This window comes from Bradyrhizobium sp. USDA 223 (genome assembly GCF_044909005.1).
In the GTDB taxonomy this organism is placed as follows: domain Bacteria; phylum Pseudomonadota; class Alphaproteobacteria; order Rhizobiales; family Xanthobacteraceae; genus Bradyrhizobium; species Bradyrhizobium yuanmingense.
On sequence record NZ_JBIYDR010000001.1, the window covers coordinates 7,885,421 to 7,909,328 of the forward strand.

General features: G+C 65.4%; 22 protein-coding genes. 10 read left to right on the plus strand and 12 right to left on the minus strand.

Annotated features, from left to right (window positions below; translation table 11 throughout):
* The first annotated feature begins 50 nt into the window (after window positions 1-50).
* Window positions 51-1,727: a mucoidy inhibitor MuiA family protein gene (locus tag ABIA40_RS36745; protein WP_404546085.1), complete on the plus strand. Its 1,677-nt coding sequence runs from the start codon at window positions 51-53 to the stop codon at window positions 1,725-1,727.
* A gap of 172 nt (window positions 1,728-1,899) precedes the next feature.
* On the opposite strand, the gene ABIA40_RS36750 is transcribed toward ABIA40_RS36745, so the two are convergent.
* Genes ABIA40_RS36750 through ABIA40_RS36765 form a run of 4 tightly spaced genes read right to left on the minus strand, consistent with a single transcriptional unit; the run spans window position 1,900 to window position 4,953 of the window.
* Window positions 1,900-2,712: a heme ABC transporter ATP-binding protein gene (locus ABIA40_RS36750; RefSeq protein WP_404546087.1), complete on the minus strand. Its 813-nt coding sequence runs from the start codon at window positions 2,710-2,712 to the stop codon at window positions 1,900-1,902.
* Window positions 2,709-3,794, minus strand: coding sequence for a FecCD family ABC transporter permease (locus tag ABIA40_RS36755; RefSeq protein WP_404546089.1), 1,086 nt, complete (start codon window positions 3,792-3,794; stop codon window positions 2,709-2,711). Before ABIA40_RS36755 ends, ABIA40_RS36750 begins: the two co-directional genes overlap by 4 nt.
* The gene (locus ABIA40_RS36760) at window positions 3,791-4,741 is read right to left on the minus strand and encodes a hemin ABC transporter substrate-binding protein (protein ID WP_275503421.1); all 951 of its coding nucleotides are present in this window, start codon (window positions 4,739-4,741) and stop codon (window positions 3,791-3,793) included. The genes ABIA40_RS36755 and ABIA40_RS36760 overlap by 4 nt, the downstream gene beginning before the upstream one ends.
* A gap of 5 nt (window positions 4,742-4,746) precedes the next feature.
* A complete protein-coding gene (locus ABIA40_RS36765; protein ID WP_404546091.1) occupies window positions 4,747-4,953 on the minus strand; it encodes a hemin uptake protein HemP in 207 nt (68 codons plus the stop codon).
* Between the two features lie 262 nt (window positions 4,954-5,215).
* Here ABIA40_RS36765 and ABIA40_RS36770 point away from each other — a divergent pair, with 262 nt between their 5' ends.
* From ABIA40_RS36770 to ABIA40_RS36795, 6 genes are all read left to right on the plus strand, one after another.
* Window positions 5,216-7,609 carry a TonB-dependent hemoglobin/transferrin/lactoferrin family receptor gene (locus ABIA40_RS36770; protein ID WP_404546093.1) on the plus strand — a complete coding sequence of 798 codons (2,394 nt, stop codon included), beginning with the start codon at window positions 5,216-5,218 and terminating at the stop codon, window positions 7,607-7,609.
* Window positions 7,610-7,735: 126 nt separating this feature from the next.
* Window positions 7,736-8,071 carry an antibiotic biosynthesis monooxygenase family protein gene (locus tag ABIA40_RS36775; protein ID WP_404546095.1) on the plus strand — a complete coding sequence of 112 codons (336 nt, stop codon included), beginning with the start codon at window positions 7,736-7,738 and terminating at the stop codon, window positions 8,069-8,071.
* A gap of 29 nt (window positions 8,072-8,100) precedes the next feature.
* Window positions 8,101-8,610 carry a heme utilization cystosolic carrier protein HutX gene (gene hutX / locus ABIA40_RS36780; protein ID WP_275510490.1) on the plus strand — a complete coding sequence of 170 codons (510 nt, stop codon included), beginning with the start codon at window positions 8,101-8,103 and terminating at the stop codon, window positions 8,608-8,610.
* A 27-nt stretch (window positions 8,611-8,637) separates the two neighbouring features.
* Window positions 8,638-9,414, plus strand: coding sequence for a tonB-system energizer ExbB (gene exbB, locus ABIA40_RS36785; protein ID WP_404546097.1), 777 nt, complete (start codon window positions 8,638-8,640; stop codon window positions 9,412-9,414).
* Between the two features lie 3 nt (window positions 9,415-9,417).
* Window positions 9,418-9,858 (plus strand): TonB system transport protein ExbD, encoded by a 441-nt coding sequence (gene exbD / locus ABIA40_RS36790; RefSeq protein ID WP_404546099.1) that lies wholly within the window; start codon window positions 9,418-9,420, stop codon window positions 9,856-9,858.
* Window positions 9,858-10,688, plus strand: a complete 831-nt coding sequence (locus ABIA40_RS36795; RefSeq protein WP_404546101.1) for a TonB family protein — start codon at window positions 9,858-9,860, stop codon at window positions 10,686-10,688. Before exbD ends, ABIA40_RS36795 begins: the two co-directional genes overlap by 1 nt.
* A 53-nt stretch (window positions 10,689-10,741) precedes the next feature.
* On the opposite strand, the gene ABIA40_RS36800 is transcribed toward ABIA40_RS36795, so the two are convergent.
* The 5 genes from ABIA40_RS36800 to ABIA40_RS36820 all read right to left on the minus strand — a co-directional run bounded on the left by ABIA40_RS36800 (window position 10,742) and on the right by ABIA40_RS36820 (window position 16,680).
* A complete protein-coding gene (locus ABIA40_RS36800) occupies window positions 10,742-12,097 on the minus strand; it encodes an esterase-like activity of phytase family protein (protein ID WP_271543066.1) in 1,356 nt (451 codons plus the stop codon).
* A gap of 141 nt (window positions 12,098-12,238) precedes the next feature.
* Window positions 12,239-13,138 (minus strand): carbohydrate ABC transporter permease, encoded by a 900-nt coding sequence (locus tag ABIA40_RS36805; protein ID WP_370100639.1) that lies wholly within the window; start codon window positions 13,136-13,138, stop codon window positions 12,239-12,241.
* Window positions 13,131-14,087 (minus strand): carbohydrate ABC transporter permease, encoded by a 957-nt coding sequence (locus ABIA40_RS36810; protein WP_035998865.1) that lies wholly within the window; start codon window positions 14,085-14,087, stop codon window positions 13,131-13,133. The genes ABIA40_RS36805 and ABIA40_RS36810 overlap by 8 nt, the downstream gene beginning before the upstream one ends.
* Before the next feature lie 122 nt (window positions 14,088-14,209).
* A complete protein-coding gene (locus tag ABIA40_RS36815) occupies window positions 14,210-15,550 on the minus strand; it encodes an ABC transporter substrate-binding protein (protein WP_057028022.1) in 1,341 nt (446 codons plus the stop codon).
* Window positions 15,551-15,636: 86 nt separating this feature from the next.
* Window positions 15,637-16,680: a C-terminal binding protein gene (locus ABIA40_RS36820; protein ID WP_271543068.1), complete on the minus strand. Its 1,044-nt coding sequence runs from the start codon at window positions 16,678-16,680 to the stop codon at window positions 15,637-15,639.
* Between the two features lie 254 nt (window positions 16,681-16,934).
* Here ABIA40_RS36820 and ABIA40_RS36825 point away from each other — a divergent pair, with 254 nt between their 5' ends.
* Window positions 16,935-18,620 carry a methyl-accepting chemotaxis protein gene (locus ABIA40_RS36825; protein WP_404546104.1) on the plus strand — a complete coding sequence of 562 codons (1,686 nt, stop codon included), beginning with the start codon at window positions 16,935-16,937 and terminating at the stop codon, window positions 18,618-18,620.
* Window positions 18,621-18,915: 295 nt separating this feature from the next.
* Here ABIA40_RS36825 and ABIA40_RS36830 read toward each other — a convergent pair whose 3' ends face one another.
* Both ABIA40_RS36830 and ABIA40_RS36835 read right to left on the minus strand, forming a co-directional pair.
* Window positions 18,916-19,893: a Bug family tripartite tricarboxylate transporter substrate binding protein gene (locus ABIA40_RS36830; protein WP_404546106.1), complete on the minus strand. Its 978-nt coding sequence runs from the start codon at window positions 19,891-19,893 to the stop codon at window positions 18,916-18,918.
* Window positions 19,894-19,991: 98 nt separating this feature from the next.
* Window positions 19,992-20,927, minus strand: a complete 936-nt coding sequence (locus ABIA40_RS36835) for a DMT family transporter (protein WP_404546108.1) — start codon at window positions 20,925-20,927, stop codon at window positions 19,992-19,994.
* Between the two features lie 104 nt (window positions 20,928-21,031).
* Here ABIA40_RS36835 and ABIA40_RS36840 point away from each other — a divergent pair, with 104 nt between their 5' ends.
* On the plus strand, window positions 21,032-21,421 hold the full coding sequence (locus ABIA40_RS36840; RefSeq protein ID WP_404546455.1) for a DUF1330 domain-containing protein: 390 nt from the start codon (window positions 21,032-21,034) through the stop codon (window positions 21,419-21,421).
* Between the two features lie 209 nt (window positions 21,422-21,630).
* Here ABIA40_RS36840 and ABIA40_RS36845 read toward each other — a convergent pair whose 3' ends face one another.
* Window positions 21,631-22,563, minus strand: coding sequence for a DMT family transporter (locus ABIA40_RS36845; protein ID WP_035998893.1), 933 nt, complete (start codon window positions 22,561-22,563; stop codon window positions 21,631-21,633).
* 422 nt (window positions 22,564-22,985) lie between these two features.
* Between ABIA40_RS36845 and ABIA40_RS36850 the strand changes: the two genes are divergently transcribed.
* Window positions 22,986-23,908 (plus strand): adenylosuccinate synthase (locus ABIA40_RS36850; RefSeq protein ID WP_404546110.1); only part of this gene is annotated, 923 nt, incomplete at its 3' end.

Genomic DNA, 23,908 nt, shown 5'->3' on the forward strand with positions numbered 1-23,908 from the left:
CATCGCGCGCGTCCGGCTGGCGGCGCGGCGATACCGGCAGGAGGGACTTCATGCGCATCACCGCAAGATATTTGGCAACTACGGGGCTGGTCTTGGTGACCACGGCGCTCGCATCGCCGTCATGGGCGGCCAACGTGGACGCCAGTTCGACGATCGATACGGTCACCGTCTATCCCGATGGCGCCACCGTCACCCGCGTCATTTCGCTGGATCTCGCCTCCGGCGACTCGACGCTGGTGGCCAAGGATTTTCCGCTCTCGCTCGACCCGTCTTCCCTCCGCGTCGAAGGCGAGGCGGGCGCCAAGCTCACCATCGGCACGATCGATGCACGCCCGCCGAAGGCCGCGCCGCCGGTCAACCTGCCCGAGCTCGACAAGCGCATCGAAGCGCTGAGGGATCAACGGGCCGATCTGCAGGGCGCGATCGATTCCGCCAATGCCCGGCGCAAGTTTGCGCAGCGTTTTGCTGAAGCTTCGCCGGCCGGCCTCGGCGAGAAGGGCGAGGCACGTCCGATCGCCGAATGGCGCACGGCCTTTGCGGCTGTCGCCGAGGAGGTCGCGACTGCGGACACCGCCATTCGTGAAGCCACCCGAAAACAGCGCGAGCTTGACCGCCAGATCGCGGAATTGGAAGCCGAGCGCTCGGCCAAGCCGCCGAGCAAGCTGGAAGTGCGGATCGACGTCGCCTCGGCCGCCGCGACCAAGGCGACGCTGCGCGTGACCTATACCGTGCGCAACGCGCGCTGGGTGCCGCTCTACGACGCCCGGCTCGACACCGGCGCCAAGGACCGCAAGCCGCAGCTCGAGCTGGTTCGTCGCGCCGAGGTGACGCAGGCCACCGGCGAGGACTGGTCGAACGTGACGCTCGGCGTCTCCACGGTCCGCATCAGCCGCGGCGGCAGTGCCCCTGAGTTGAACTCGCTGGTAGCGCAGTATCCGCAAGTGCCGAAGCCGCCGGCGCTCGGCACGACTTCGGATCTGGCCCGCCCCGCGCCAACCGTCCGCCAGCGTTCGGCGCAGTACGAGCCCATGTCCAAGGTCGCAGAAACGACCGAGCGGACCGACGAGCAACAGGCCGTCGCCGAGATGGGCGACTTCCAGGCCACCTTCAAAATTCCGGGCCGTGTCAGCCTCGGCGCGGCCGAAGGCGCCAAGAGTCTCCGCATCGCTTCCGTCAATGTTCCCGCCGACCTCGCGGTGCGCGCCGCGCCGGTGCTGGATCCGACCGCGTTTCTCGAAGCCAGCTTCAAGCAGGCGGACGACGCCATTCTGCTGCCCGGCAAGGTCGCGATCTACCGCGGCGGCGTCTACGTCGGCCGCGGCAACATCACCGCGTCCGCCAAGGACGACATCGTGCGGCTCGGCTTCGGCGCCGACGACAAGGTGAAAATCGAGCGCGCCGTGCTCAAGCGCAACGAAGGTTCGGCCGGCTTGCTCCTGACGACGTCGAAGACCGACGAGCGCGCGTTCAAGACCACGATCCGCAACGGCCACGACTTCCCGATCAAGGTCTCCATCGAAGACCAGCTGCCGGTCAGCGAGAACGAGGACATCGTCGTCGAGATGCTGCCCTCGAGCACCCAGCCCACCGCAAGCAACATCCGCGACAAGCGCGGGGTGCTGCAATGGTCGTTCGACGCCAAGCCCGGCGAGGTCCGCGACATCAACTTCGCCTGGCGCGTCCGCTGGCCGAAGGACAGGAGCATGGTGATCGTGCCGGCGGGCTGATTTCCTGCACAGGTGGCGCAGCTTCACCTCGCCCCGCTTGCGGGGAGAGGTCGGATTGCATCGAAGATGCAATCCGGGTGAGGGGGTACAGGTCTCTCGACCATCTCGCGTGTGGAGAGAGGCCCCTCACCCCAACCCTCTCCCCGTAAGAACGGGGCGAGGGAGCGCACCTTCACCGTGGCGGCAGTTCAGCTTGCCCCGCAGCCCGCATCGACTGCGGCAGCACATAAGGCACGCCGTCAACCTGATTCACGTCCGCGTCGATCTCGAAGACGTCCCGGATCCTCTCCCGCGTGACGATATCGGCGCGCGGGCCGTCTGCAGCGAGCCTGCCGCCGGCCAGCACGACCAGCCGGTCGGCAAAGCGGATCGCGAGGTTGAGATCGTGCAGGATCGCGATCACGGCGGTGCCGGCTGCCGCGCGGCGGCGGGCCGCCTCGACGAGGTCGATCTGGTGGCGCAGATCGAGGCTCGAGGTCGGTTCGTCCAGTAGCAAGAGCCCAGGGCCGTGCTTGGCTTCGCCGCAGGCGAGCTGCACCAGCACGCGGGCGAAATGGGCGCGCTGCTGCTCGCCGCCTGACAGCGTCGGCAATTGCCGTTCGCGGAAATGAGAAAGCCCGACCTCGTCCAGCGCGGCGTCGACGAGCGGGCCGGCCTCGCGCAAGCTGCGCTCGCCCGCGCCCATCAGCACGATCTCCTCGACGGTGAAGGGGAAGGTGACGTTGATGTGCTGAGACAGCATCGCGCGGCGCGCGGCGAGCTCGCGCGGCGCGAAGCTGCCGATGTCGCGCTGCTTGAGCCGTACCTCTCCGGCGCTCGGGCGGAGATCGCCGGAGAGCAGCCGCAGCAGCGTCGACTTGCCGGCGCCGTTCGGGCCGATGATGGCGATCATCTCGCCGGCCGCAACCGTTAGGCTGACGCCGTCAAGCAATGTCGCGCGGCCGGCGCGCTTGCCTAAGTGTCGTGCTTCGAGCACTGCGGTCATAGCGCGGCGAGCCCGCGCTGCCGCAGCAGGATGAAGAGAAAGACGGGTGCGCCGACGGCCGCCGTCAGGATGCCGATCGGCATCTCCGCGGGCGCCACGATGGTGCGCGCCAGCGTGTCGGCCCCGACCATCAGGATCGCGCCTGACAGCACCGAGGCCGGCAGCAGCAGGCGATGCGCCGGGCCGATCACGAGACGGAGCAGATGCGGCACGACGATGCCGACGAAGCCGATCACGCCGCTGATCGACACAGCGACGCCGGTCATGGCCGAGACCATCACGATCGAGATCCGCTTCAGGCGCTCGACGTCGACGCCGCCGTGAAAGGCGTCGGCCTCGCCGAGCACCAGCAGGTCGAGGCCGCGCGCGATGAAGACGCAGCCTGCGAGTCCGGCAATGAGCACCGGCGCGAGCACGGCGGCCTTGGTCCAGGTCGCGCCGCTCATCGAGCCCAGCATCCAGAACGTGATGTCGCGCAGCTGACGGTCGTCGGCGATGAATACCAGGAGGCCGATGCCCGCATTGGCGATCGCGGTGATGGCGACGCCGGCGAGCAGAAAGATCGCGATCGAGGTGCGTCCCGAGCGGCTGGAGATGCCGTAGAGGATTGTGGTGGTCGCCAGCGAACCTGCGAAGGCGGCGAGCGGCAACAGCTCGGTCTGGAGAAAGCGCAGCGCCTCGCCGAAGCGGGAATCGGTGAAGACGATCGCGCTCGCGGCTGCGAGCGCGCCGCCACTGGAGACGCCGACCAGGGCGGGATCGGCGAGCGGGTTGCGAAACAGCCCCTGCATGATCGCGCCGGCCGCGGCAAGCAGCCCGCCGATCATCGCCGCCGCCGCGATCCGGGGAATGCGGATCGACCACAGCACGAGCTGGTCGCGGGCCGTCATGGTCGTGCTTTCGCCGGCCAAGCCCAGCGCGGCTGGCAGCCGGGAGAGCGGGATGCCGGCGGCACCGACCGTCAGGGCACCGATCGCGGTGACCACCAGCACCACGAGCAGGAGGGGGATCGCGAACGATGCGGACCGCCGCCCCGCGCCGTGTCGCGGGCGTCGTGCTTCGATCCCGGCGGCCACGCTCATTGCCGGCAATTCGCCGTCGACAGCGCTGACGCGAACGCGCCGCCCTCGGCCAAGGCCGGATAGAGCTTGACCGAGAGATCGCGCGCCGCTGCCGCGGTGCGCGGCCCGAAGCCAAGCAGATAAAGCCCATCCATGGTGATGAAGCTCTTGTTGGCCGCGACCGGCGTCAGCGCAAAGGCGGGATGCGTGTAGACTGCATCGGCCTGCAGCGAATCCTTGCCGCGCTCGATCGACAGCACGACATCGGGCTTTGCGGCCACGATCGCCTCGTCGCTGATGACCTTGTAGCCGTCGTAATCCTCGACCGCGTTGGCCGCGCCCGCGAGCTGGATGATTTCATCCGCCGCGGTCTTGTGGCCCGCCACCATCGCCCGCCCGTTCTGGAGCGACATCACGAACATCACCCGCACCGGCTTCGTTACCTTGGCGCGCAGGGCACGGAGCTGTGCAAGATCGGCGCCGACCGCGGCGCTGAGACATTCGGCACGCGCATCGACGCCCATGGCATGGCCGACCAGCTTGATCTTCTCGATCAGGCCTTCCTCGGAAAAGGTCTCGGGCACCAGCACCAGCGGCACCTTCGCCGTCTCCAGGATGTCCATGGTCTCGCGCGGGCCCGAGCCCTGGATCGCCAGGATCAGCGTCGGGTTGAGACCGAGCACGCCTTCGGCCGAGATCTGGCGCACATAGCCGACATTCGGCTTGTCTTGCAGTGCCGCCGCCGGATAGAGGCTCGTTGTGTCGACGCCGACCAGCCGGCTTTCCAATCCCAGCGCATAGAGGATCTCGGTGATGGCGCCGCCGATCGACACCGTGCGGGCAAAATCGGTAACAGTGACGTCGCGATTGCGCGCGTCATGCACGGTGATGCCCGCGGCGTGCGCAGCAGACGCGAACGCGAGTCCGCCGGAGAGCAGGAGACGGGCGAGGGTGCGGCAACATGTCATTGCAGTTACTTCGTCAGGATCAGCTTGTTCTGCGAGGTCAGGCGGAGACGATAGCTGTCCTCGCCATGCGCAATGATGATCTCGCGCTCGGCGGCAAACAGCTCGCGGCTGTCGATGCGGCTGCCGCGCATGGTGAGAGTTCGCGTTGCTGCAGAAGGGCTTTGTGCCGGTCCTGCCGCGCTGCCGCTGTTGTCTCCTGATGTTGCTGACATTGTCGGTGTGATGCGCTTTCGAAAGCTGGAGTACCGCCCGTTTGTACAGGTGGCGCCAAGCGCATTCCAACCGTCGCAGTTTACAATCGATATAAACTGTAACCCGATGTCATTGACCGTCAGAGTGTTGCCACGTAACCATTTCCGACAGCGGGGAACTCGCCCGCCTCTTGAGACAATCAGCCAGCCAGTCGCTCGCGTTGCGAGCGCGCGCCAGCCAGACGACATCAAAAACTAAAGTGAAGTGCAGGCTGGGGCTGATATGGCTGACGGGGCTAGGTATTCGCGCGCCCTGATTTTGGGCGCGTCGGTGGTTTCAATTGCGGCAATGACGGCGGAGGGCAGTCTCGCGCAGACCGCATCGCCGCAGAGTGAAAACGCGTCGTCGGAAAAGCCAAAGCAGGCCAGGCGCAAGCAGGCGCCCCAAGTTGCGCAGCGGGCCGCGCCCGAGGTGATGAACGCCCGCGCGCAGGCGGGCGGCGCCTCGCCGGTTCAAGTGCTCGACACCATCACGGTTGCGGCGACCAAGACGGAAGAGCGAGCCGTCGACGCACTTGCGCCGGTCAGTGTCGTGACGTCCGAGCAGATCGAAGCCCGTCAGGCCAGCACCGTCGGCGATCTTATCTACAACGTTCCCGGCGTATGGGTTCAGAACCGCGGCGACGAGCCGTCGACCTCGATCAATATCCGCGGCCTTCAGGATTTCGGCCGTGTTGCCGTCGTGGTCGACGGCGCGCGGCAGAACTACCAGCGCACCGGTCATTTCGCCAATGGTTCGTTCTTCCTCAATCCGGAACTGATCAGCGGCATCGACATCGTGCGCGGCCCGACCGCGAACATCTACGGCTCCGGGGCGATCGGCGGCGTGGCCTCGTTCCGCACCAAGGACATCGAGGACGTTGTCCGCGTGGGAGAGCGCTGGGGCCTCGACGTGAAAACCATCCTCGGCAGCAATTATGGACGTGCGCTCGGCTCGGCCTTCGGCGGCGTGCATGTCAATCCGAATGTCGACGTGTTCGCAGGCGGCACCTATTCGACGCAGGAGAGCTACAAGGACGGTACCGGCTACGAAGTCGCAAACACCGGCAACCGTCTGAGCAGCGGCATCGCCAAGCTGACGGTGCGGCCGGCGGACGGTCACGAGGTCAAGCTCGGCGCCATCTTCCAGGAAGACATCTACAGCCTTGGCCAGCCGCCGCGACGCGCGGGCGATCCCAATTCGACCAATGCGAACGGCACGAACAATCTGAACGGCACGTCGATCTACGCCTCCAACGTGAAGAATTACACCACGACGCTCGGCTGGAAATACTCGCAGCCGGATGATCAATGGTTCGACTGGGATGCGAAGATCTACTGGAATCGCACCGAGAACGATCAGGTCAAGACGAGACATACCAGCACGACCCCGTCCGTTTATTGCGGCGGCGTGCCGGGCAATGCCGTTTCGGGGTGCATCGGGAGCAACCGCGGCTATCTGCTCGATACAATCGGTGTCGACGTGCACAATACGACGCGGTTCGACACTGGAAGCTGGCGTCACGCGGTGACATACGGCCTGGACGCCTTTCAGGACAAAGTATCTACGCAGGATAGGACGGGTACCGCCGAAGTGACGACGCCCGGCGGCCAGCGCACGGTGTCTGGCGGCTTCGTGCAGTGGCGGGCGAACTACACTTCGATGCTCGAGGTGATCGGTGCGCTCCGTTACGACAATTATCAGCTTTCCTCGGCGTCCTCGTCGTCGGGCGGCGATCGCCTCTCGCCGAAGATCACGGTTGCTCTCGTTCCGACCGCGGTCGTGACCCCCTATGCCAGCTACGCGGAAGGCTACCGGGCGCCCTCGATCACGGAGACGCTGGTGAGCGGCCCGCATGCCGGCGCGACGGTCAACGACTCGTTCTTCCGCTGTCCGTCGGGCACGCCGGGACCGGGCGCGGATTCGACCTTCTGCTTCGTGCCCAATCCCAACCTGCGCCCCGAGGTCGGCAAGAACAAGGAGATCGGCTTCAACATCAAGAAGAACGATCTGTTCACTGCAGGCGACACGCTGCGCGGCAAGATCAACGTGTTCCGCAATGACATCAGCGACTTCATCGATCAGGTCGCTTACGGAAACCCGCTCGTGGTCCCGACCGGGCCGCCACCGGCACCGTCGATCACGGTGCTGCCGTTCCTGCAGTATCAGAACGTGGCGTCCGCGCTCATTCAAGGCGTCGAGGCCGAGGCGATGTATGACGCGAACCTGTGGTTCTTCGGCCTCTCCGGGACCTATCAGAGCGGAAAGAATCTCCAGACCGGCTTCGGCCTCTACAGCATTCCGCCGCAGAAGATCACGACGACGGCCGGCGTGCGTCTGCTCGACCGTACCCTCATCCTTTCGATGATGTGGACGTCGGCAATCGCCAACTACGACATCCCCAGGACCTACACGCCGGCGACCTCGTACGATCTCGTCAATCTGTACGCGCAGTATCACCCGACGCCGGATCTCACGCTCAACTTCTCCGTCGAGAACCTCTTCAACCGCTACTATCGTCCGTACGCCATTCCGGTCGGCAGCACGGGCGACACGCAAAACGACGTGAAGTGGGCGAGCGCCGGCGCCGGGCTCGTGATCAAGGGTGGTCTCAAGTACCACTTTGGCGGCACCTGAGGGAGACACCGGAGGTTCTGCCTTGCTGATCTCGAAAGCCACGCTGATGCGTCAGCGTGGCTTTCGGTCCGTTCTGAAATATCCGATCGGCAATCGCCGATTTACAAGTCACAGGAGAAAAGTCGAATGTTCATCGCCATGAATCGCTTCCAGGTAAAGCCCGGCTCGGAAGCCGCGTTCGAAACCGTCTGGCGGACCCGCGAGTCTTATCTCGGCAGCATGGCGGGCTTCGTCGAATTCCATCTGCTCAAGGGGTCGGTCGCCGAGGACCACACGCTGTACTCCTCGCATACCGTGTGGGTCGACAAGGCGGCTTTCGAGGCCTGGACGCGCTCGGAGGAATTCCGCCGCGCTCATGCGCGCGCCGACAACAAGACCGGCGAGAGCCTCTATCTCGGTCACCCCAAGTTCGAAGGCTTCGAGGTCATCATGACCGAGCGCAAGGCGAGCGCGGCGGCCTGATCGCGGCCGATGACGAAAGGAAGCCGGACATGCTGAGCACCGATCTCGCCGATCTCAAGGCGTACATGGCCGAAAATTCCGGCGCGGTGATCGAGGACGTCGCGCGCGAGCGCAGCGTCACACCGCGCGCGGTGATCGAGGCGTTGCCGCCGTCAATGGTGCGCATCGGGAGCGGCGAACATTTTGCCGCCGCCATGCAGGACATCGCGGAATGGGGCGAGGTCACGCTGATCGTCCACACGGATGATGCGATCTTCGAGTTCACCGGGACCGTTCCCACGGGGGAGATCGGCCGCGGCTATTTCAACCTGATGCAGCCAAAGGGCCTGCACGGCCATCTCCGCCATGAGCGCTGCGCGGGAATTGCCTTCGTCGAGCGGCCCTTCATGGGCAAGTCCTCGGCCTTCGTCGCCTTCGTGAACGCCGACGGCGGCATCATGTTCAAGGTCTTCGTCGGCCGCGACGAGACGAGGGCGTTGCGCGCGGACCAGCTGGCGCGGTTCCGGCAGCTTGCGGACCGGATCGTGCCCGCGCTCTAGCTTGCTTCAACGGGTCGGGAGATCAGGATGCAGAGCAATTCCACGCTTCGCCATGTGATCCTAACAAGCGCGCTGGCGCTCGCGCCGGCACCGGCGTTCGCACTCGACGCGGCGCTGTTGCCGCGCAATCTGTCGCCCTGGGGCATGTTCCTCGGTGCCGACATCGTCGTGCAGATCGTGATGATCGGGCTCGCCGTCGCCTCGCTAGTCACCTGGACGGTGTGGCTCGCCAAGACCATCGAGCTGTGCCGCAAGGGCTCGCTTGCTCTCGAGCGGACGCGTGCGCTCGAGGGCAACATGACTCTGGCCGAGGCATCCGCGCGGGCCGGCGACGCGCGCGACGCGGTCGCGCAGCTGATCCAGTCCTGCGCCAGGGAGGCCGAGCTCTCCGGCGGCATTCTCGACGACCGCCTGCAGGAACGCGTCGCGTTACGGCTGGAGCGGGTCGAAGCGGCGATGTCCAGGCAGATCGCGCGCGGCACCGGCGTGCTCGCGACCATCGGCGCCATCGCGCCGTTCGTCGGTCTGTTCGGCACCGTCTGGGGCATCATGAACTCCTTCATCGGCATCTCCGAGAGCCACACCACCAGCCTTGCCGTCGTCGCGCCCGGCATCGCCGAAGCGTTGCTCGCCACCGCGCTGGGTCTCGTCGCCGCGATTCCGGCGGTCGTGATCTATAATCACCTTGTCCGCGGCATTGCCAATTATCGTGCCCTGCTTGGCGACGCCTCGGCGCAGCTCATGCTGCTGCTGAGCCGCCAGCGCGACCACGGCCATTTCCGTCTGGCCCGGGCGGCGGAGTAGGCCATGGCTGCCAGGCTGGGGACATCGAAGCTCGGCTCCCGCGGCGACGCGAGCGATCTCGAGGTCACCCATGAGATCAACGTCACACCGTTCATCGACGTGATGCTGGTGCTCCTGATCATCTTCATGGTGGCCGCACCGCTCGCCACGGTCGACATCGGCGTCGATCTGCCGGCGACGGCCGCCGAGCCGGCGCCACGTCCGGACAAGCCGGTCTTCGTCACCGTCAAGCCGGACCTTTCGATCGCTGTGGGCGAGGATATCGTCGCTCGCGACGCGCTCGGCACCTCGCTCGTCGCCGCCACCAAGGGCCGCAAGGACGAGCGCATCTATCTGCGCGCCGACAAGGCCGTGTCCTATGGCGACCTGATGGAGGTGATGAACACCTTGCGCAACGCCGGCTATCTCAAGGTCGCCCTCGTCGGGCTCGACGGACGCAGCTGATGGCCGCGAACGCCTTTGCCTTGCATCAGCCGCTTGACGAGCGGGAGGGCGCGCCCTGGGGCGCCTCGGCGACGATGATCGTGGCGTTGCATCTCGGCGCCGCGCTGCTTGCGATGAACTTGCTGAAGCAGGTGCCGGACGAGGGCGTCAACCTGCCGGCCATCCTGATCGACATGACGCCGGAGACGTCGGCACCGCGGTCGATGCCGCTGGACATCGCGCCGGGACCGACGATGCAGCAGGCGGATGCGTCACCGCCCGAGCCGGTGCAGCAGCAGGCTGTCGAGGAAATGATCCCGCCGACACCGCCGCAGGAGCAGCCGGATGTGGTGGCTCCACCGGAACAGAAGCTCGAGCCGAGCCCGCCGAAGCCCGAGCCTGCGAAAGTGACTCCCGTGGAGAAGTCCGCCCCGGCGAAGCCCAAGGCGGTGCGCCCCGACGCCCGGAAGCCGTCGGATGCGCTTCCGGCACCGCGCACCAGCGCACCGCCGCGCGCGGAGCGTGAAGCCCCGCTGGCGTCCGCAGTGAATGCAGGTTCAGTAGCATCGATGATGGCGACTTATAACCAGCGGGTCCGCGCGCATCTCATGCGGTTCCACCAATACCCGAAGAGCGCAAACGGACAAAATGGGATCGTGACGCTGAACCTTGCCCTCGGTCGCGGTGGGCAAGTGTTGTCAAGTCGCGTGGGCGGCTCATCGGGAGTCGCAGTGCTCGATGCTCAGGCCATGGCCATGGTGCGTCAGGCCCAGCCATTTCCGCCGGTGCCGCCCGAGATCACCTATGCGACCATGCACATTAAGATCGGCGTGAAGTTCGATGGCCGATGATGGCACGACTTCCTCTCCCGCGAAATGCGGGAGAGGAAGGAATGGCGGAGTGCTCACTTCGCCTTCAGGAAATCCGCAACCTCGAGCAGCACGAATTCGTTGTCGTCGGCCTTGTTGGGATCGCGGCTGGAGGAGAACGGCAGGTTGTTGTCGTTGCCGACGATGATGTGGGTGTCGTCGACGCGATCGACGTTCTCGATGGTGAAGAACGGGAAAGTGTAGACGCCGTCGTTGAGCGGCTTCTTCGCCTTCTTGTCGGGATCCCTGATCTTCATCAGGTCGATATAGCCGATCTTGCGCACGGGCTTGCCGACATTGGCGTCGGTCAGCTCGATCTTGTAGACGCGCTTGAACTTGGCGAGGTCGGGGAAGCAGTTCTCGCCGCGCTGGCCCTGCGGGCAGGCCTTGTCGGCGGTGCCTTCGCCATTGTCGCGCTCGATGACGAGGCCGGAGGCCTGGTCGATCATGTTGAAGTCGCCGATGGCGTTGCCGTTCTGCTCGAACACATAGTGCCAGTAGCGGCCGGTGAATTTCTCCGCAGCGACGTCGAATTCGAGGATGCGCGAGGCCTCCTTGCCGTCGACCTTCTCCCAGTCCTTCTTGTCGGCATCCCACAGCGGTCCCTCGAGCAGGCCGTAGAGGAACTTGCCGTCCTTCGACGCGGCGAAGCCCTCATAGCCCCGGGAGCGGCGGAGATTGACATTGGTGTAGGTCGCGCCCGGCGCGGCCGGCGTCCCCACCGCCCAATTGTCGGGCGAGCGCACCGGCTTGCCGTCGGCGACCGTATCGAACACGCCGAGGATTTTGCCTGACTTGTCCGCCTTCAGGACGTAGGGGCCGAACTCGTCGCCGATCCAGAAGGTGTCGCCGACGATCTGGAAACCTTCGGTGTCGAAATCGGAGCCGGTGAGATAGCGCTTCTGGGTGTCCTCATGCACGATGCGGAAGGGGACGCGTCTGTCGGGGTCGTGCAGGAAGATGGTCTCCAGCCGCTCCATCTTGCCGCTGGCCCAGTCCATCTTGTAGCGGTTGAGGTACAGCATCGAATCCGGCGAGTTGGCGCGCGCGCCCATGCCGTTGTCGGTGAGGACCCAGAACGTGCCGTCGGGCAGGGTCTTGATGCCGGAATGGCCCTGCAGCGGCTGGCCCTTGAACGGCAGCGACACGCCGGTCGGACGCTCGAAGGACTTACCCATCACGGTGCCGAGCGCGTCGACCCGCTTGCCGGTGGTATATTTGCCCGCCGCCTTGAGATCGGCGGGGGCATCAGCCGGCGCCTCGATGAAGGTTTCGGCCGGCATCACCGCGTGGCCGGCGAGCTTGGCGGGAAATTCGCCCTCGCTCTGCGCGAGCGCTGTGCTCGCGGTGAGGATGATCGTGGCGACGGTGCAAAGAAAGGTCGCGCGCATGTGCGTCTCCTGTTGGCGGACGCAACGCTTATGCGGATCGCATGTTGCAGTATTGTGAAGCCGGGCCAAAGGCCGCAGCGCTCTTCGCCTCTCCCCGCCTGCAGACCGTGAGAACGGGGAGAGGGGGACGAGAGAGCGGGGCTACTCCTTCACCGCACCCGTCAGCGAGGACACGTAGTAATCCACGAACAGCGAGTAGAAGATCGCGACCGGGAGCGAGCCAAGCAGCGATCCCGCCATCAGCGCACCCCATTGATAGACGTCGCCGGTGACGAGCTCGGTCAGGATCGCGACCGGCACGGTCTTGTTGGCGCCGCTCTGGATGAAGGCGAGGGCGTAGATGAACTCGTTCCAGGACAGCGTGAAGGAGAAGATGCCGGCCGAGATCAGCCCGGGCACGGCGAGCGGCAGCGTGATCCGGCGCAGGATCTGCAGGCGCGTGGCGCCGTCGACCAGCGCGCATTCCTCGAGCTCGTAGGGAATCGACTTGAAATAGCCGATCAGGAGCCAGGTGCAGAACGGCACCAGGAAGGTCGGATAGACCAGGATCAGGGCCAGCGGCGAGTCGAACAGGCCGAACTGCACCACCACGGTGGCGAGCGGAATGAACAGGATCGACGGCGGCACCAGATAGGCGAGATAGATGCCGAGGCCGACATAGGGGCTGCCGCGGAAGCGCAGGCGCTCGATCGCGTAGGCCGCCAGCGTGCTCGCGATCAGCGACAGCGTGGTCGAGCCGATCGCGACCAGCATCGTCGTCTTCAGCCATTGCGGATAGGCGGTGTTGAACAACAGATGCTTGATGTGCGCCAGGGTCGGCGAGGAGATCCAGAACGGGTTGTTGTCCCGGTAGTTCATCAGCTCCGCGTTCGGCTTGAACGAGGTGATCGCCATCCAATAGAACGGAAACAGCAGGATCAGAACGAAGCAGCCGAGCGGCAGATAGATCATCATCAGCCGCCGCAGCCCGGAATCCCAGGCCATGGTGTCGGGCGGCGCTTTTGCGTCCGCGACGGTCGATTGCGCGGCGGTTTCAGTCATTGGCCTCTCCCTGCTGCCATTTGCGGCGCGCCAGGCCGAAATAGGAGAACAGTGTCGCGAACACCAGGAACGGGATCATCGACACCGCGATCGCCGCGCCTTCGCCGAGCTCGCCGCCGGCGATGCCGCGCTGGAACGCCAGCGTCGCCAAGAGGTGGGTCGAGTTCACCGGACCGCCGCGGGTAATGGCGTAGACCAGCTGGAAGTCGGTGAAGGTGAAGATGATCGAGAATGTCATGACGATGGCGAGGATCGGCAGCATCATCGGGAAGGTGATGTAGCGGAAGCGCTGCCAGGCGCTGGCGCCGTCCAGCATCGCGGCCTCGTAGAGCGAGGGCGAGATGGTCTGCAAGCCGGCCAGCAGCGAGATCGCGACGAAGGGAATGCCGCGCCAGATGTTGGCGGCGATCAGCGAGAACCGCGCCGGCCAGGGCGAGCCGAGGAAGTCGATATTGCTGTCCCGCCAATGCAGCACGTCGACCAGGAGGTAGGAGATGATCGAGAACTGCGGATCGTAGATCCACCAGAATGCCAGCGCCGACAGCACGGTCGGCACGATCCAGGGCAGCAGCACGATGGCGCGCAGCAGGCTCTTGAACGGGAAATGGTTGTTGAGCAGCAGGGCGAGCCAGAAGCCGAGCGCGAATTTTCCGAAGGTCGCCACGGCCGTGTAGAACACGCTGTAGAACACCGCGTTCCACCACAAGGGGTCCGTGAGCAGGTACTGGAAATTCTCGATCCCGACATAGATGCCGCGGCGGCCGATCGTGGTGTCGGTGAAGGCGAGCCAGACGCCGAGGCCGAGCGGATAGGTCAGGAATACCGTGAGCAGCCCGAGCGCGGGCGCGAGGCACATCACGATCAGGAACGGCTTGTAGTCGAACAGGCGCACGATCCAGTTCGGCTGCCGTTGCGCCAGTGCGTGGGAGGAAAGGGTGGTCACGGACATTAGTGTGTTGTCCTGTTCTAGGCTTTCACGTCGTCATTGCGAGGGAGCGAAGCGACGAAGCAATCCAGACTGTATCTGCGGAGAGTCTCTGGATTGCTTCGCTTCGCTCGCAATGACGGTCTCTACCGCTGTCGCCGGAAGTAGCGTTTGCAGCGTTGCTCGGCTTCCGCAGCTGCGGCTTCCGGCGTGGCGGCGCCGGTGGCGACGGACGCGCACATCTGAATCAGCACGTAATCGGCGCTGACCGCGCCGGTCGCCGTCGAGATCGGCCCCTTGTAGCCGTCATAGTAAGTGCTGTTCATCGTGTTCTTGAACAGGCTCACCTTCGGATCCTGCGACCACACGGCGGCCTCGGCATAGGCGGCCAGCGGCTGCGACCAATAGCCGGAATTGGCGTTGAGCCACGGCTCGTATTGGTCCTTCTCCAGCATGTATTGCAGGAAGGCCTTGGCGGCATTGGGGTACGGGCTGTGCTTGAACACCATGGCGTTCAGCGTCAGGCCCGCCATCGGCGAGACCTTGGCCAGGCCCTTGGGCAGCAGCTGATGCTCGCTGTCCTCGGCGATGGCCTTGGTGGCCGGGTCGTTCTTCAGCGAGAAGTACAGTGAGACGCCGTTGGCGGTCAGCGCGATCTCCTGCGAGGAATAGGCCCGGTTGTTGCTGACGTCATTCCAGGACGGCGTGCCGGCGATGAAGGTCGGATACAGCTCCTTGACCCAGTTGAGCGCGGCGATCGTCTCCTTGCTGTTGATGGTGACGTTGCCCTCCTCGTCGAGCAGCGAGGCGTTGTGCGACCACAGCGCCCAGTTGGCGAAGCCGTTGCCGTCGCCCTTGGCGTTGCCGAGCGCGAAGCCGGCCGGCTTGCCGGCCTTTTGCAGCTTGCGGCAGAGGTCGAGCACGCCGGCATGATCTTCCGGAACCTTGTCGAAGCCGACCGATTGCAGGACCGACTTGCGGTAGATCAGGGGACCTGCGGTGGCGCCGAACGGCAGTCCGATCCAGGACTCGCTCTTGTTCTTCTTGCCGTAGCGTTGCGCCAGCGGCAGCCAGCCGCCGTACTTCTTGCCGAGATAGTCGGCGACGTCGGTGAGCTCGATCAGCTTGTCGATGTAGATGTGAGGCGCGTCGGAGAAGCCGATGATGATGTCGGGGCCGGCGCCGGAATTCGAGGTCACCGCGGTCTGCTGGTTGATGTCCTCCCAGCCGACGAAGTCGACCTTGACCTCGACCCCGGTGTCCTTGGTGAACTTTGCCGCATTGGCGCGGAACACGTCCTCGTCCGCCTGGACAAAGCGCACCGGGCGCAGCATGCGCAAGGACGCGCCCTTTTCGATCTCGCGCTTGGGTGCCGGGACGTCGGCAGCCTTGATAGCGGATGTTTGCGCTGCAGCACCGGTGGCCGCGAGCGTTGCAGCGGACAGGCCCAGCGCCAAGGCATCACGACGTGTGATGTCGTTCCTCATCAGTACCTCCCTATGATGTCTCCCTTCCCGGCGTTGATCGCCGGTGAAGGGCCGTTTCGGTCGTGGGCGCTTGCTGCGCCGCCCGCCTAGCTGTTCGGCCCGCGGTCCATGCTGACGGGCTGCCAGCGGCGGAGCGCGGTGTTCTGCAGCACCGACGGATTGACGCAGCTTACCGGCCACATGCCCTGGAGCACCAGTGACAATTCGTAGCCCACCCGGCGCTTGCGCGCCTCGTCGAACCGTGCCGAGGCCGAGGCGACATGGGCGGTCAGGGTCACGTTCTCCATGCCGAGCAGGGGATTGTTGTGCGAGGGCGGCTCCTTTTCCAGCACGTCGAGGGCGGCGTGCGCGATCCAGCCCTCCTGCAGCGCCTTGATCAGGCTCTCCTCGTCCACGGTGGCACCGCGGCCGGTGTTGATGAAGATCGAGCCCTTCTTCATCTGCCGGAAGTGCTTCTCGGTCAGCATGTGGTGCACCTCGGGCCGCGCAGGGGCATGCATCGAGACGAAGTCGGATTGCGACAGCACCTCGTTCAGTGTCGCCGGGATCACGCCGTGCTCGTACATCAGCGTTTCCTGGATGAAGGGGTCGTAGGCCATCATGCGCAGGCCGAAGGGCGCGGCGCGTTTGGCGACCGCACGCGCAACCCGGCCGAACGAGATGAAGCCGAGCGTCTGGCCCATCAGTCTCGGGATCTTCAAAAGGGCCGGCCGGCCCTCGGCCCAGCGGCCATCGCGCACCATGCGGTCCTGCTCGACCAAGCGGCGGAAGCCCGCGAGCAGCAGCATCATGGCGTGGTCGGCGACCTCCTCGATGAAAGTGTCGGGGATGTTGGTGACGGGAATGCCGCGGGCCGTGGCGGCCTTGACGTCGACGCTGTCGACGCCGACCGAGCCGAGCGTGATGACCTTGCAGCTCTCGAGCGCGTCGATGATCGACTTGGTGATCGGGATGCCCTTGGCGTAGATCGCGTCGGCGTTCTTCGCGGCGGCGATGAACCCGGCCTCGTCGGCGGGCGCCTCGATGATCTCGGCATCGATCGGATCGAGCGCCTCGCGCTCATAGGAATAATCGCTGCCGGCGACCGTGAAGCTCGCACCCTTCGGCGTCACCACCCTGTATTTCGGCATTCTCCGCTCCCGATTTGGTTTCTTGTCGTGGTCCGCCTCGACGAGCGGGCCTTTGCGTCTTTTACGCGAAATTCGGGCAAGTGCGTACAATTCACGGTTGTTGCGGGCGACGTATATTTCCGTTTTTCCGTGCAAGCCCCGGGCTTCTACGGAGGTGCGTAAGTAACTTGCTAAGGGCTCCGCCACTAAGACTTGATTCGAATTTGATCGATCTCGTCGTGCGCCCGTACCCCAATATTGCCGGAGCTAACCCCGTGAAGTTGAGCAATCTGAAGATCGCCTCGAAGCTTGGCATTCTCGTTGGAGTCACGCTGTTCGGCCTCTGCATCTCCGGAGTTCTCGCCGGCTATCTGATGAAGCGCGAGATGGTGAATGCGCGCATCGACCAGGCCAAGGCGATCGTCGAGCTGGCGCGCAACTATGCCGCCGCGTTGAAGAAGCGCGTCGATGCCGGCGAGATGACGAAGGACGCCGCGATGGCCGAGCTTCGCCGCTACGGCAACGCGATGACCTATGACAAGGGTGCCGGCTACCTGTTCGGCACGTCCTATGACGGTCTCACCCAGCTTGCGCCCGATCCGAAGGTGATCGGCACCAACCGAATGGACGTCGTGACCAACGGCCGCAAGCTGTCGCTGGAATTGATGAACGGCGTCAAAGCCAACGGCGAGATCCTGCTTCACTATGAATATATGAAGCCCGGCCAGGAAACGCCGATCCGCAAGGTCGGTTACGCCGTCGCGATCCCCGGCTTCGATATGTATCTCGGCACCGGCGCCTATCTGGATGATATCGACGCCAAGATGGGTCCGGTCTACTGGCTGCTCGGCCTCGCCGTGCTCGGCATCGTCATCGTTGCCGGCAGCGTCGCCTGGATGATCGGCCGCAGCATCAGTGCTCCGCTCGGCCTGCTCGGCACCCGGATGCGGGAGCTGGCTGACGGCAAGCTCGAAGGCGACATCCCCGGCGTCGGTCGCGGTGACGAGGTCGGCGCGATGGCTTCGACCGTGCAGATCTTCAAGGACAACGCGGTCCGCATCCGCGACCTCGAGAAGACAGATGCGGACGCCAAGGAACGCGCCGCGACCGAACGCCGCAGCACCATGGAGGAGATCGCCAACGATTTCGAACGCAGCGTCAACGGCATCGTCCGCTCGGTCTCCTCGGCCGCAGCCGGCATGCAGACCACGGCGCAATCGATGACCGCGACCGCCAGCGATGCCTCCTCGCGCGCGGCGACCGTCGGTGCCGCCTCGCAGAAGGCGTCGGGCAATGTTGGCACCGTTGCGGCCGCCGCCGAAGAGCTGTCGAGCTCGGTTGCGGAAATCTCCCGCCAGGTGACGCGCTCGACTGAAGTTGCGAGCCGTGCCGTTAGCGATGCCGAGCGCACCAACGCCACGGTGCAGGAGCTCTCCACCGGTGCCGAGAAGATCGGCGAGGTGGTCAAGCTCATTCACTCGATCGCGGCGCAGACCAACCTGCTCGCGCTCAACGCCACCATCGAGGCGGCGCGTGCCGGCGAGTCCGGCCGCGGCTTCGCCGTGGTCGCCTCCGAGGTCAAGGCGCTCGCCAACCAGACCGCGAAGGCGACCGAGGAGATCTCCGCCCAGGTCGCGGCGATGCAGACCTCGACCAGCGACGCGGTGTCGGCCATCTCCGGCATCACCCAGACGATCGCCGAGATGAGCGAGATCACCGCCGGCATTTCCGTATCGATCGAGCAGCAGGGCGAGGCGACGCGCGAGATCGCCCGCAACATCCAGTCGGTCGCGGCCGGCTCGAGCGAGATCAACGCCCATATCGGCAGCGTCACCTCGGCCGCCGAAGCGACCGGCAGCGCGGCCAGCGATGTGCTCACCAACGCCCGCGAGCTGGACACCCAGTCCGGCGCGCTGCGCGATGCCGTCGATGGCTTCCTCGCCAAGGTGCGCGCGGCGTAACTCGTCGCGCAAAAACTCTACGCCGTCGTCATGCCCGGGCTTGTCCCGGGCATCCACGTTCTTGGGCGCGGCATGTGCGGCTGCGTGGATGGCCGGGACAAGCCCGGCCATGACGGAGAATGCGCGAGCACACGATCTCGTGCCCCGGACGCAGCGCAGCGCTTCCCCGGCGATGCGAAGCATCGTCCCGTGCAGCGGTGCGCTGCAGAGCCGGGGCCCATGCTAGCGGCAATCTGGGTCCCGGTTCTGCGCAGCAGCGTTTCACGCTGCAGCGCGTCCAGGACACAAGACCGCGTCACTGCTTCTCGATCTTCGCGTTGGCGATCAGCTTTTCCCACAGCACCAGCTGCTCGTTCACGAAGGTGCCGAGCTGCTCCGGCGTGCCGGAAAAAGCGTCCATGCCGAGCGTGGCGAGCTTGGCCTTGATCTCCGGGTTCTCGATGATCTTGCGGATCTCGGTGTTGAGCCGGGTCACGATCTCCTTCGGCATGCCGGCCGGGCCGAAATAGCCCTGCCAGGACGTGATGTCGAAGTCCGGCACGCCGGCCTCCTGCATCGAGGGCAGGTGTGGCACCAGCGGCGTGCGGTTCTTGGTGGTGACGGCGAGCGCGCGCAGGGCGTTGCCGTTGACATGGGGCAGGCCGGTCAGGATGTCGACGAACATCATCGACACGCGGCCGCCCATGACGTCGTTGAGCGCCGGCGGCGAACTCTTGTAGGGCACGTGCAAAAGGTCGAGCCCGGCATTGTGCGCGAAGGTCGCGCCCGACACGATCGCCGCCGACGAGCCCGAGGCGTAGCTCAGCTTGCCCGGATTGGCCTTGCCATAGGCCACCAGCTCTCCGACCGTCTTGGCCGGCACCTCGGGATTGATGACCAACATGAAGGGCAGATCGCCGGTGCGGGCAATCGGGGTGAAATCCTTGACCGGATCGTAAGTGAGGCTCTTGAGCAGATAGGGATTGGCCGAATGCGTAGTGTTGGTCGTCACCAGCAGCGTGTAGCCGTCGGGAGCAGCCTTCGCGACATAGGTCGCGGCAAGCATGCCGTTGGCCCCCGCCTTGTTCTCGATCACGATGGGAACGCCGAGCGCCTGCGACAGATGCTGCGAAATCAGCCGCGTCGTGGTGTCGGTGCCGCTGCCGGCCGCGAAGGGCAGTACCAGCGTGATGTTGCGGCTGGGATAGGTGTCGGCGTGAGCGGTGGAGGCTCCCGTGAGGCATAGCGCGGCCGCGGCGACGGTCCGCAGGTTTCGAATCAGCCCTGAAATCATGTCGGTCGTTCCCTCTTTTTGGTTTGGCGGGGAACCTAGCTTGTCCAAAGGGGAATCGGAAGATGGCTATAGGTCGTGACCGCGTCCGTCGCGCGGAATTATGTCATCGCCGAGCCCCGCCGCGATGCAAGCACGACTCCGGCGAGCACCAGCGCGTAACCGATTAGGTGGAACGGCTGGAGCTTCTCGCCCAGCAGCACGATCGCCAGCGCCGAGCCGAACACCGGCACCAGATGGAAGAACGGCGCCGCCCGGTTCGGCCCGATCAGCGCCACGCCGCGGTTGAAGAAGAGATAGGCGAGGGTGGAGGGGAAGATCAGGATGTAGCCCAGCGTCGCCAGCGTGATCGCGTCGAATTGCAGCACGCGGCCGCTCGCCGCCTCCCAGATTGCCGTCGGCAGCAGCATCGTCGCGCCGCAGCAGGTGGTGAAGGACAGGAAGGAGAGCTGGTGGATCTTCGGTCGCCGCGGGATGAAGGCCGAATAGAGCCCGAACGCCACCAGCGAGGAGGCGAACATGATGTCGCCCCTGTTGAAGCTGATGCTTGCCAGCGCGGCGAGGTCGCCGCGCAGGATGATGATCAGCACGCCGAGCAGCGAGATCGCGATGCCGCCGAGCTGCGCGCCGGTCAGCCGCACGCCGAACAGCACCAGCGACCACAGCGCCACGAACAGCGGACCCGCCGACTGGATCAGCAGCGCGTTCAGCGCCTCGGTGTATTGCAGCGCCCAGTACGAGATCGCGTTGTTGAAGGCAAAGCCGACCAGCGACAGGAACAGCATCAATGGCATGCTCTGGCGCAAGGCAGGCCAGTCGCGCTTCAGATGTGGCCAGGCGAACGGCAACAGGATCAGGAACACGCCGAACCAGCGGATCGTGGTGATCGTCAGCGGCGGCACATGCGCCCCGACATGGCGCGCGAGCACGATGTTGCCGGCCCAGAACAGCGAGGTCAGGCTGAGCAGCAGATAAGGCTGGTTGTTGAGCCAGCTGGCCGGATTGGCGGCCGGTGGCGCGGGCGAAGCGGTCGTCATGGGCGTTGGATGCAACTTGCGCCCGATTGCCGCGATGGCACAAGTCATAGCGCCGCAATGCTACAATGCAGCCGAGCCTTAAGGAGGTGCCATTGGCGGTCAATATGTTGAACATCGAGGGCCTGGAGCGGCTCGATCCGAATGCGCCGGTGGTGATGCTGAACCTGATGCGCTTCCACGCGCGCTCGCGCGATGGCGACGGGTCGGGCTGGGACGCATACTTGCGCTACAGTGCGATCACGGTGCCGATGATCAAGGCGCGCGGCGGCACGCTGCTCTGGACCGGTGAAGGCAAGGCGGTCGCACTCGGTCCGCACGCGGGCAACGATTGGGACTTCGTCGCGCTGGTCCGTTACCCGTCCGTCTCGGCCTTTCTCGACATGATGACCTCGCAAGCCTACGAGCGCGAAGCCGATCCGCATCGCGTCAACGCCTGCGCCGAGCACCTGATCATCGCGACGAGCGAGGCCTACAGCAAGTTCAAGACGAAGTAGCGGGGCAGGCTTGCTCACCCTCCCCTGGAGGGGGAGGGTCGATCGCGCGTAGCGCGAGCGGGGTGGGGTGGTCTCTCAACTCGGGCAGTGTCGAACGTGGAGAGACCGTCACCCCACCCCGTCTCACATTTCGCTGCGCTCCATGTGAGCCGACCCTCCCCCTCCAGGGGAGGGTAAGAGGCACCTGCGTATTTGGATGAATGCTGCGCCTAACTTGCCTGCTTTCGCGACGCCGCGAACACGCCCGCCAGCACCAATGCGAAACCGATGAAGTGGAACGCCTGCGGGTGCTCGCCCAGAAACGCCATCGCCATGATCGAGCCGAACACCGGCACGACGTGGAAGAACGGTGCGGCGCGGTTGGCGCCGATCAGGCGCACGCCGCGATTGAAGCAGAGATAGGCGAGCGTCGAGGGGAAGACGGCGACGTAGAACAGGGTCAGGAGATTCGGCCCGTCGAGCTTCATCACCGGGCGCGCGGACAGTTCCCAGATCTCGAGCGGAATTAGACAGGCCGCGCCGCAGCCGAAGGTGAAGGCGAGGAACGAGAGGCCGTGCATCGGCGGCCGCCTCAGTGACAGCACCGAATAGAGCGCGAAGATCAGGAGCGCGAGCAGGAAGATCAGGTCGCCCTTGTTGAAGTCGATGCTCGACAGCGTGGTGAAATCGCCGTGCAGCAGGATGGTCAGCACGCCGCACATCGACAGCAGTACGCCGAAGGCCTGCGCGGCGGTGAGACGAATGCCGAGGATGACCAGCGACCACAGCGCCACCAGCAGCGGCGCGGCCGACTGCAGCAGCAGCGTGTTGAGCGCCTGGGTGTGCTCCAGCGCCCAATATTGCAACGTGTTGAAGGCGCCGATGCCGGTGACCGAGAGCGTGACCATCAGGCCGAGCTTGCCGCGGATCGCCGGCCAGTCCTGCACGAGGTGCTTGAAGGCGAACGGCAGCACCAGCAGGAAGGCAAAGAACCAGCGCAGGAACGACAGCGTCACCGGCGGAATGTGGCCGGCCGCGAGCCGCCCGACGATGGCGTTGCCGGCCCAGCACAGCGCGGTGATGCTGAGCAGCAGGTAAGGCTGGTTGGCGATCCAGCTGTGGCCGGATGTTTCCGCGGGCGTGGTCTGGCCGGTGGCGGACATTGTGATGGTTGAGCCCCGCGTCGAGTACGCCGAGCCCTCCGACCCGGCGAGGTCCGGGCCGGCTGATCACCCGGCAGGTCCAAAGACACGGAAAACGAGGTTGCATCAACGGGGACGGGCGCATCGCGACCATGCTGGCGGCGAAGGCGGCCTCTCCCGCTTTGGTCGAAGCTGTTGCGCCGGCCTGCCAGGGTTCGGGATTTTCCGCGGATATCAAGGGCTTGGACCGGACGTTGGACCCCGAAAAAGCCCCGTTCTTGCTTGCCTAGAGAGGCTGCTTCCTTTATCCGGTTGGCTGCCTTGCGTGCGGGCGGCTCCGGCTGCCGATTGGGCTGGGCGCAGGCGTGATCCCGGAAAAGTGGGCACCGGTTTTCCGCGAGGATCATGCCTTCTAGAGACAGATTGAACAGGATTACCCGCGAATGGCCAATGTTGTCGTCGTCGGCGCCCAATGGGGCGACGAAGGGAAGGGCAAGATCGTCGACTGGTTGTCGGAGCAGGCGGATATCGTCGTCCGCTTCCAGGGCGGCCACAACGCCGGCCACACGCTGGTAATCAACGGCAAGACCTACAAGCTCGCGCTCCTGCCCTCCGGCGTGCTGCGCGAGGGCAAGCTGTCGGTGATCGGCAACGGCGTCGTGTTCGACCCCGCCGCCTTCCTCGACGAGGTCGCCAGGCTCAGGTCGCAGGGCGTCGATGTCGGCCCCGACAACCTGCGTGTCGCGGAAAACGTCACGTTGATCCTGCCGCTGCACCGCGAGCTCGACGCGCACCGCGAATCCGCCAGCGCCGCCACCGCGATCGGCACCACCCGCCGCGGCATCGGCCCGGCCTATGAAGACAAGGTCGGCCGCCGCGCCATCCGCCTGATGGATCTTGCCGATCATCAGACGCTGCCGCACAAGATCGACCGCCTGCTGGCGCACCACAACGCGCTGCGCCGCGGCCTCAACCTGCCGGAATTCGACGGCGCGGTGATCCTGAAGGAGCTGATGGCGATGGCGCCGCAGCTCCTGCCCTATGCCGAGACGGTCTGGCGGCTGCTCGATATCGAGCGGCGCGCCGGCAAGCGCATGTTGTTCGAGGGCGCGCAAGGCGCGCTGCTCGACGTCGACCACGGCACCTATCCCTACGTCACCTCGTCCAACACGGTGGCGGCCCAGGCCGCGACCGGCGCCGGCCTCGGGCCGGGCGCGGTCGGCTACGTGCTCGGCCTGTGCAAGGCCTACACGACCCGCGTCGGCCAGGGCCCGTTCCCGACCGAGCAGGACAACGAGATCGGCCGCAAGATCGGCGAGCGCGGCCGCGAGTTCGGCACCAATACCGGCCGTCCGCGCCGCTGCGG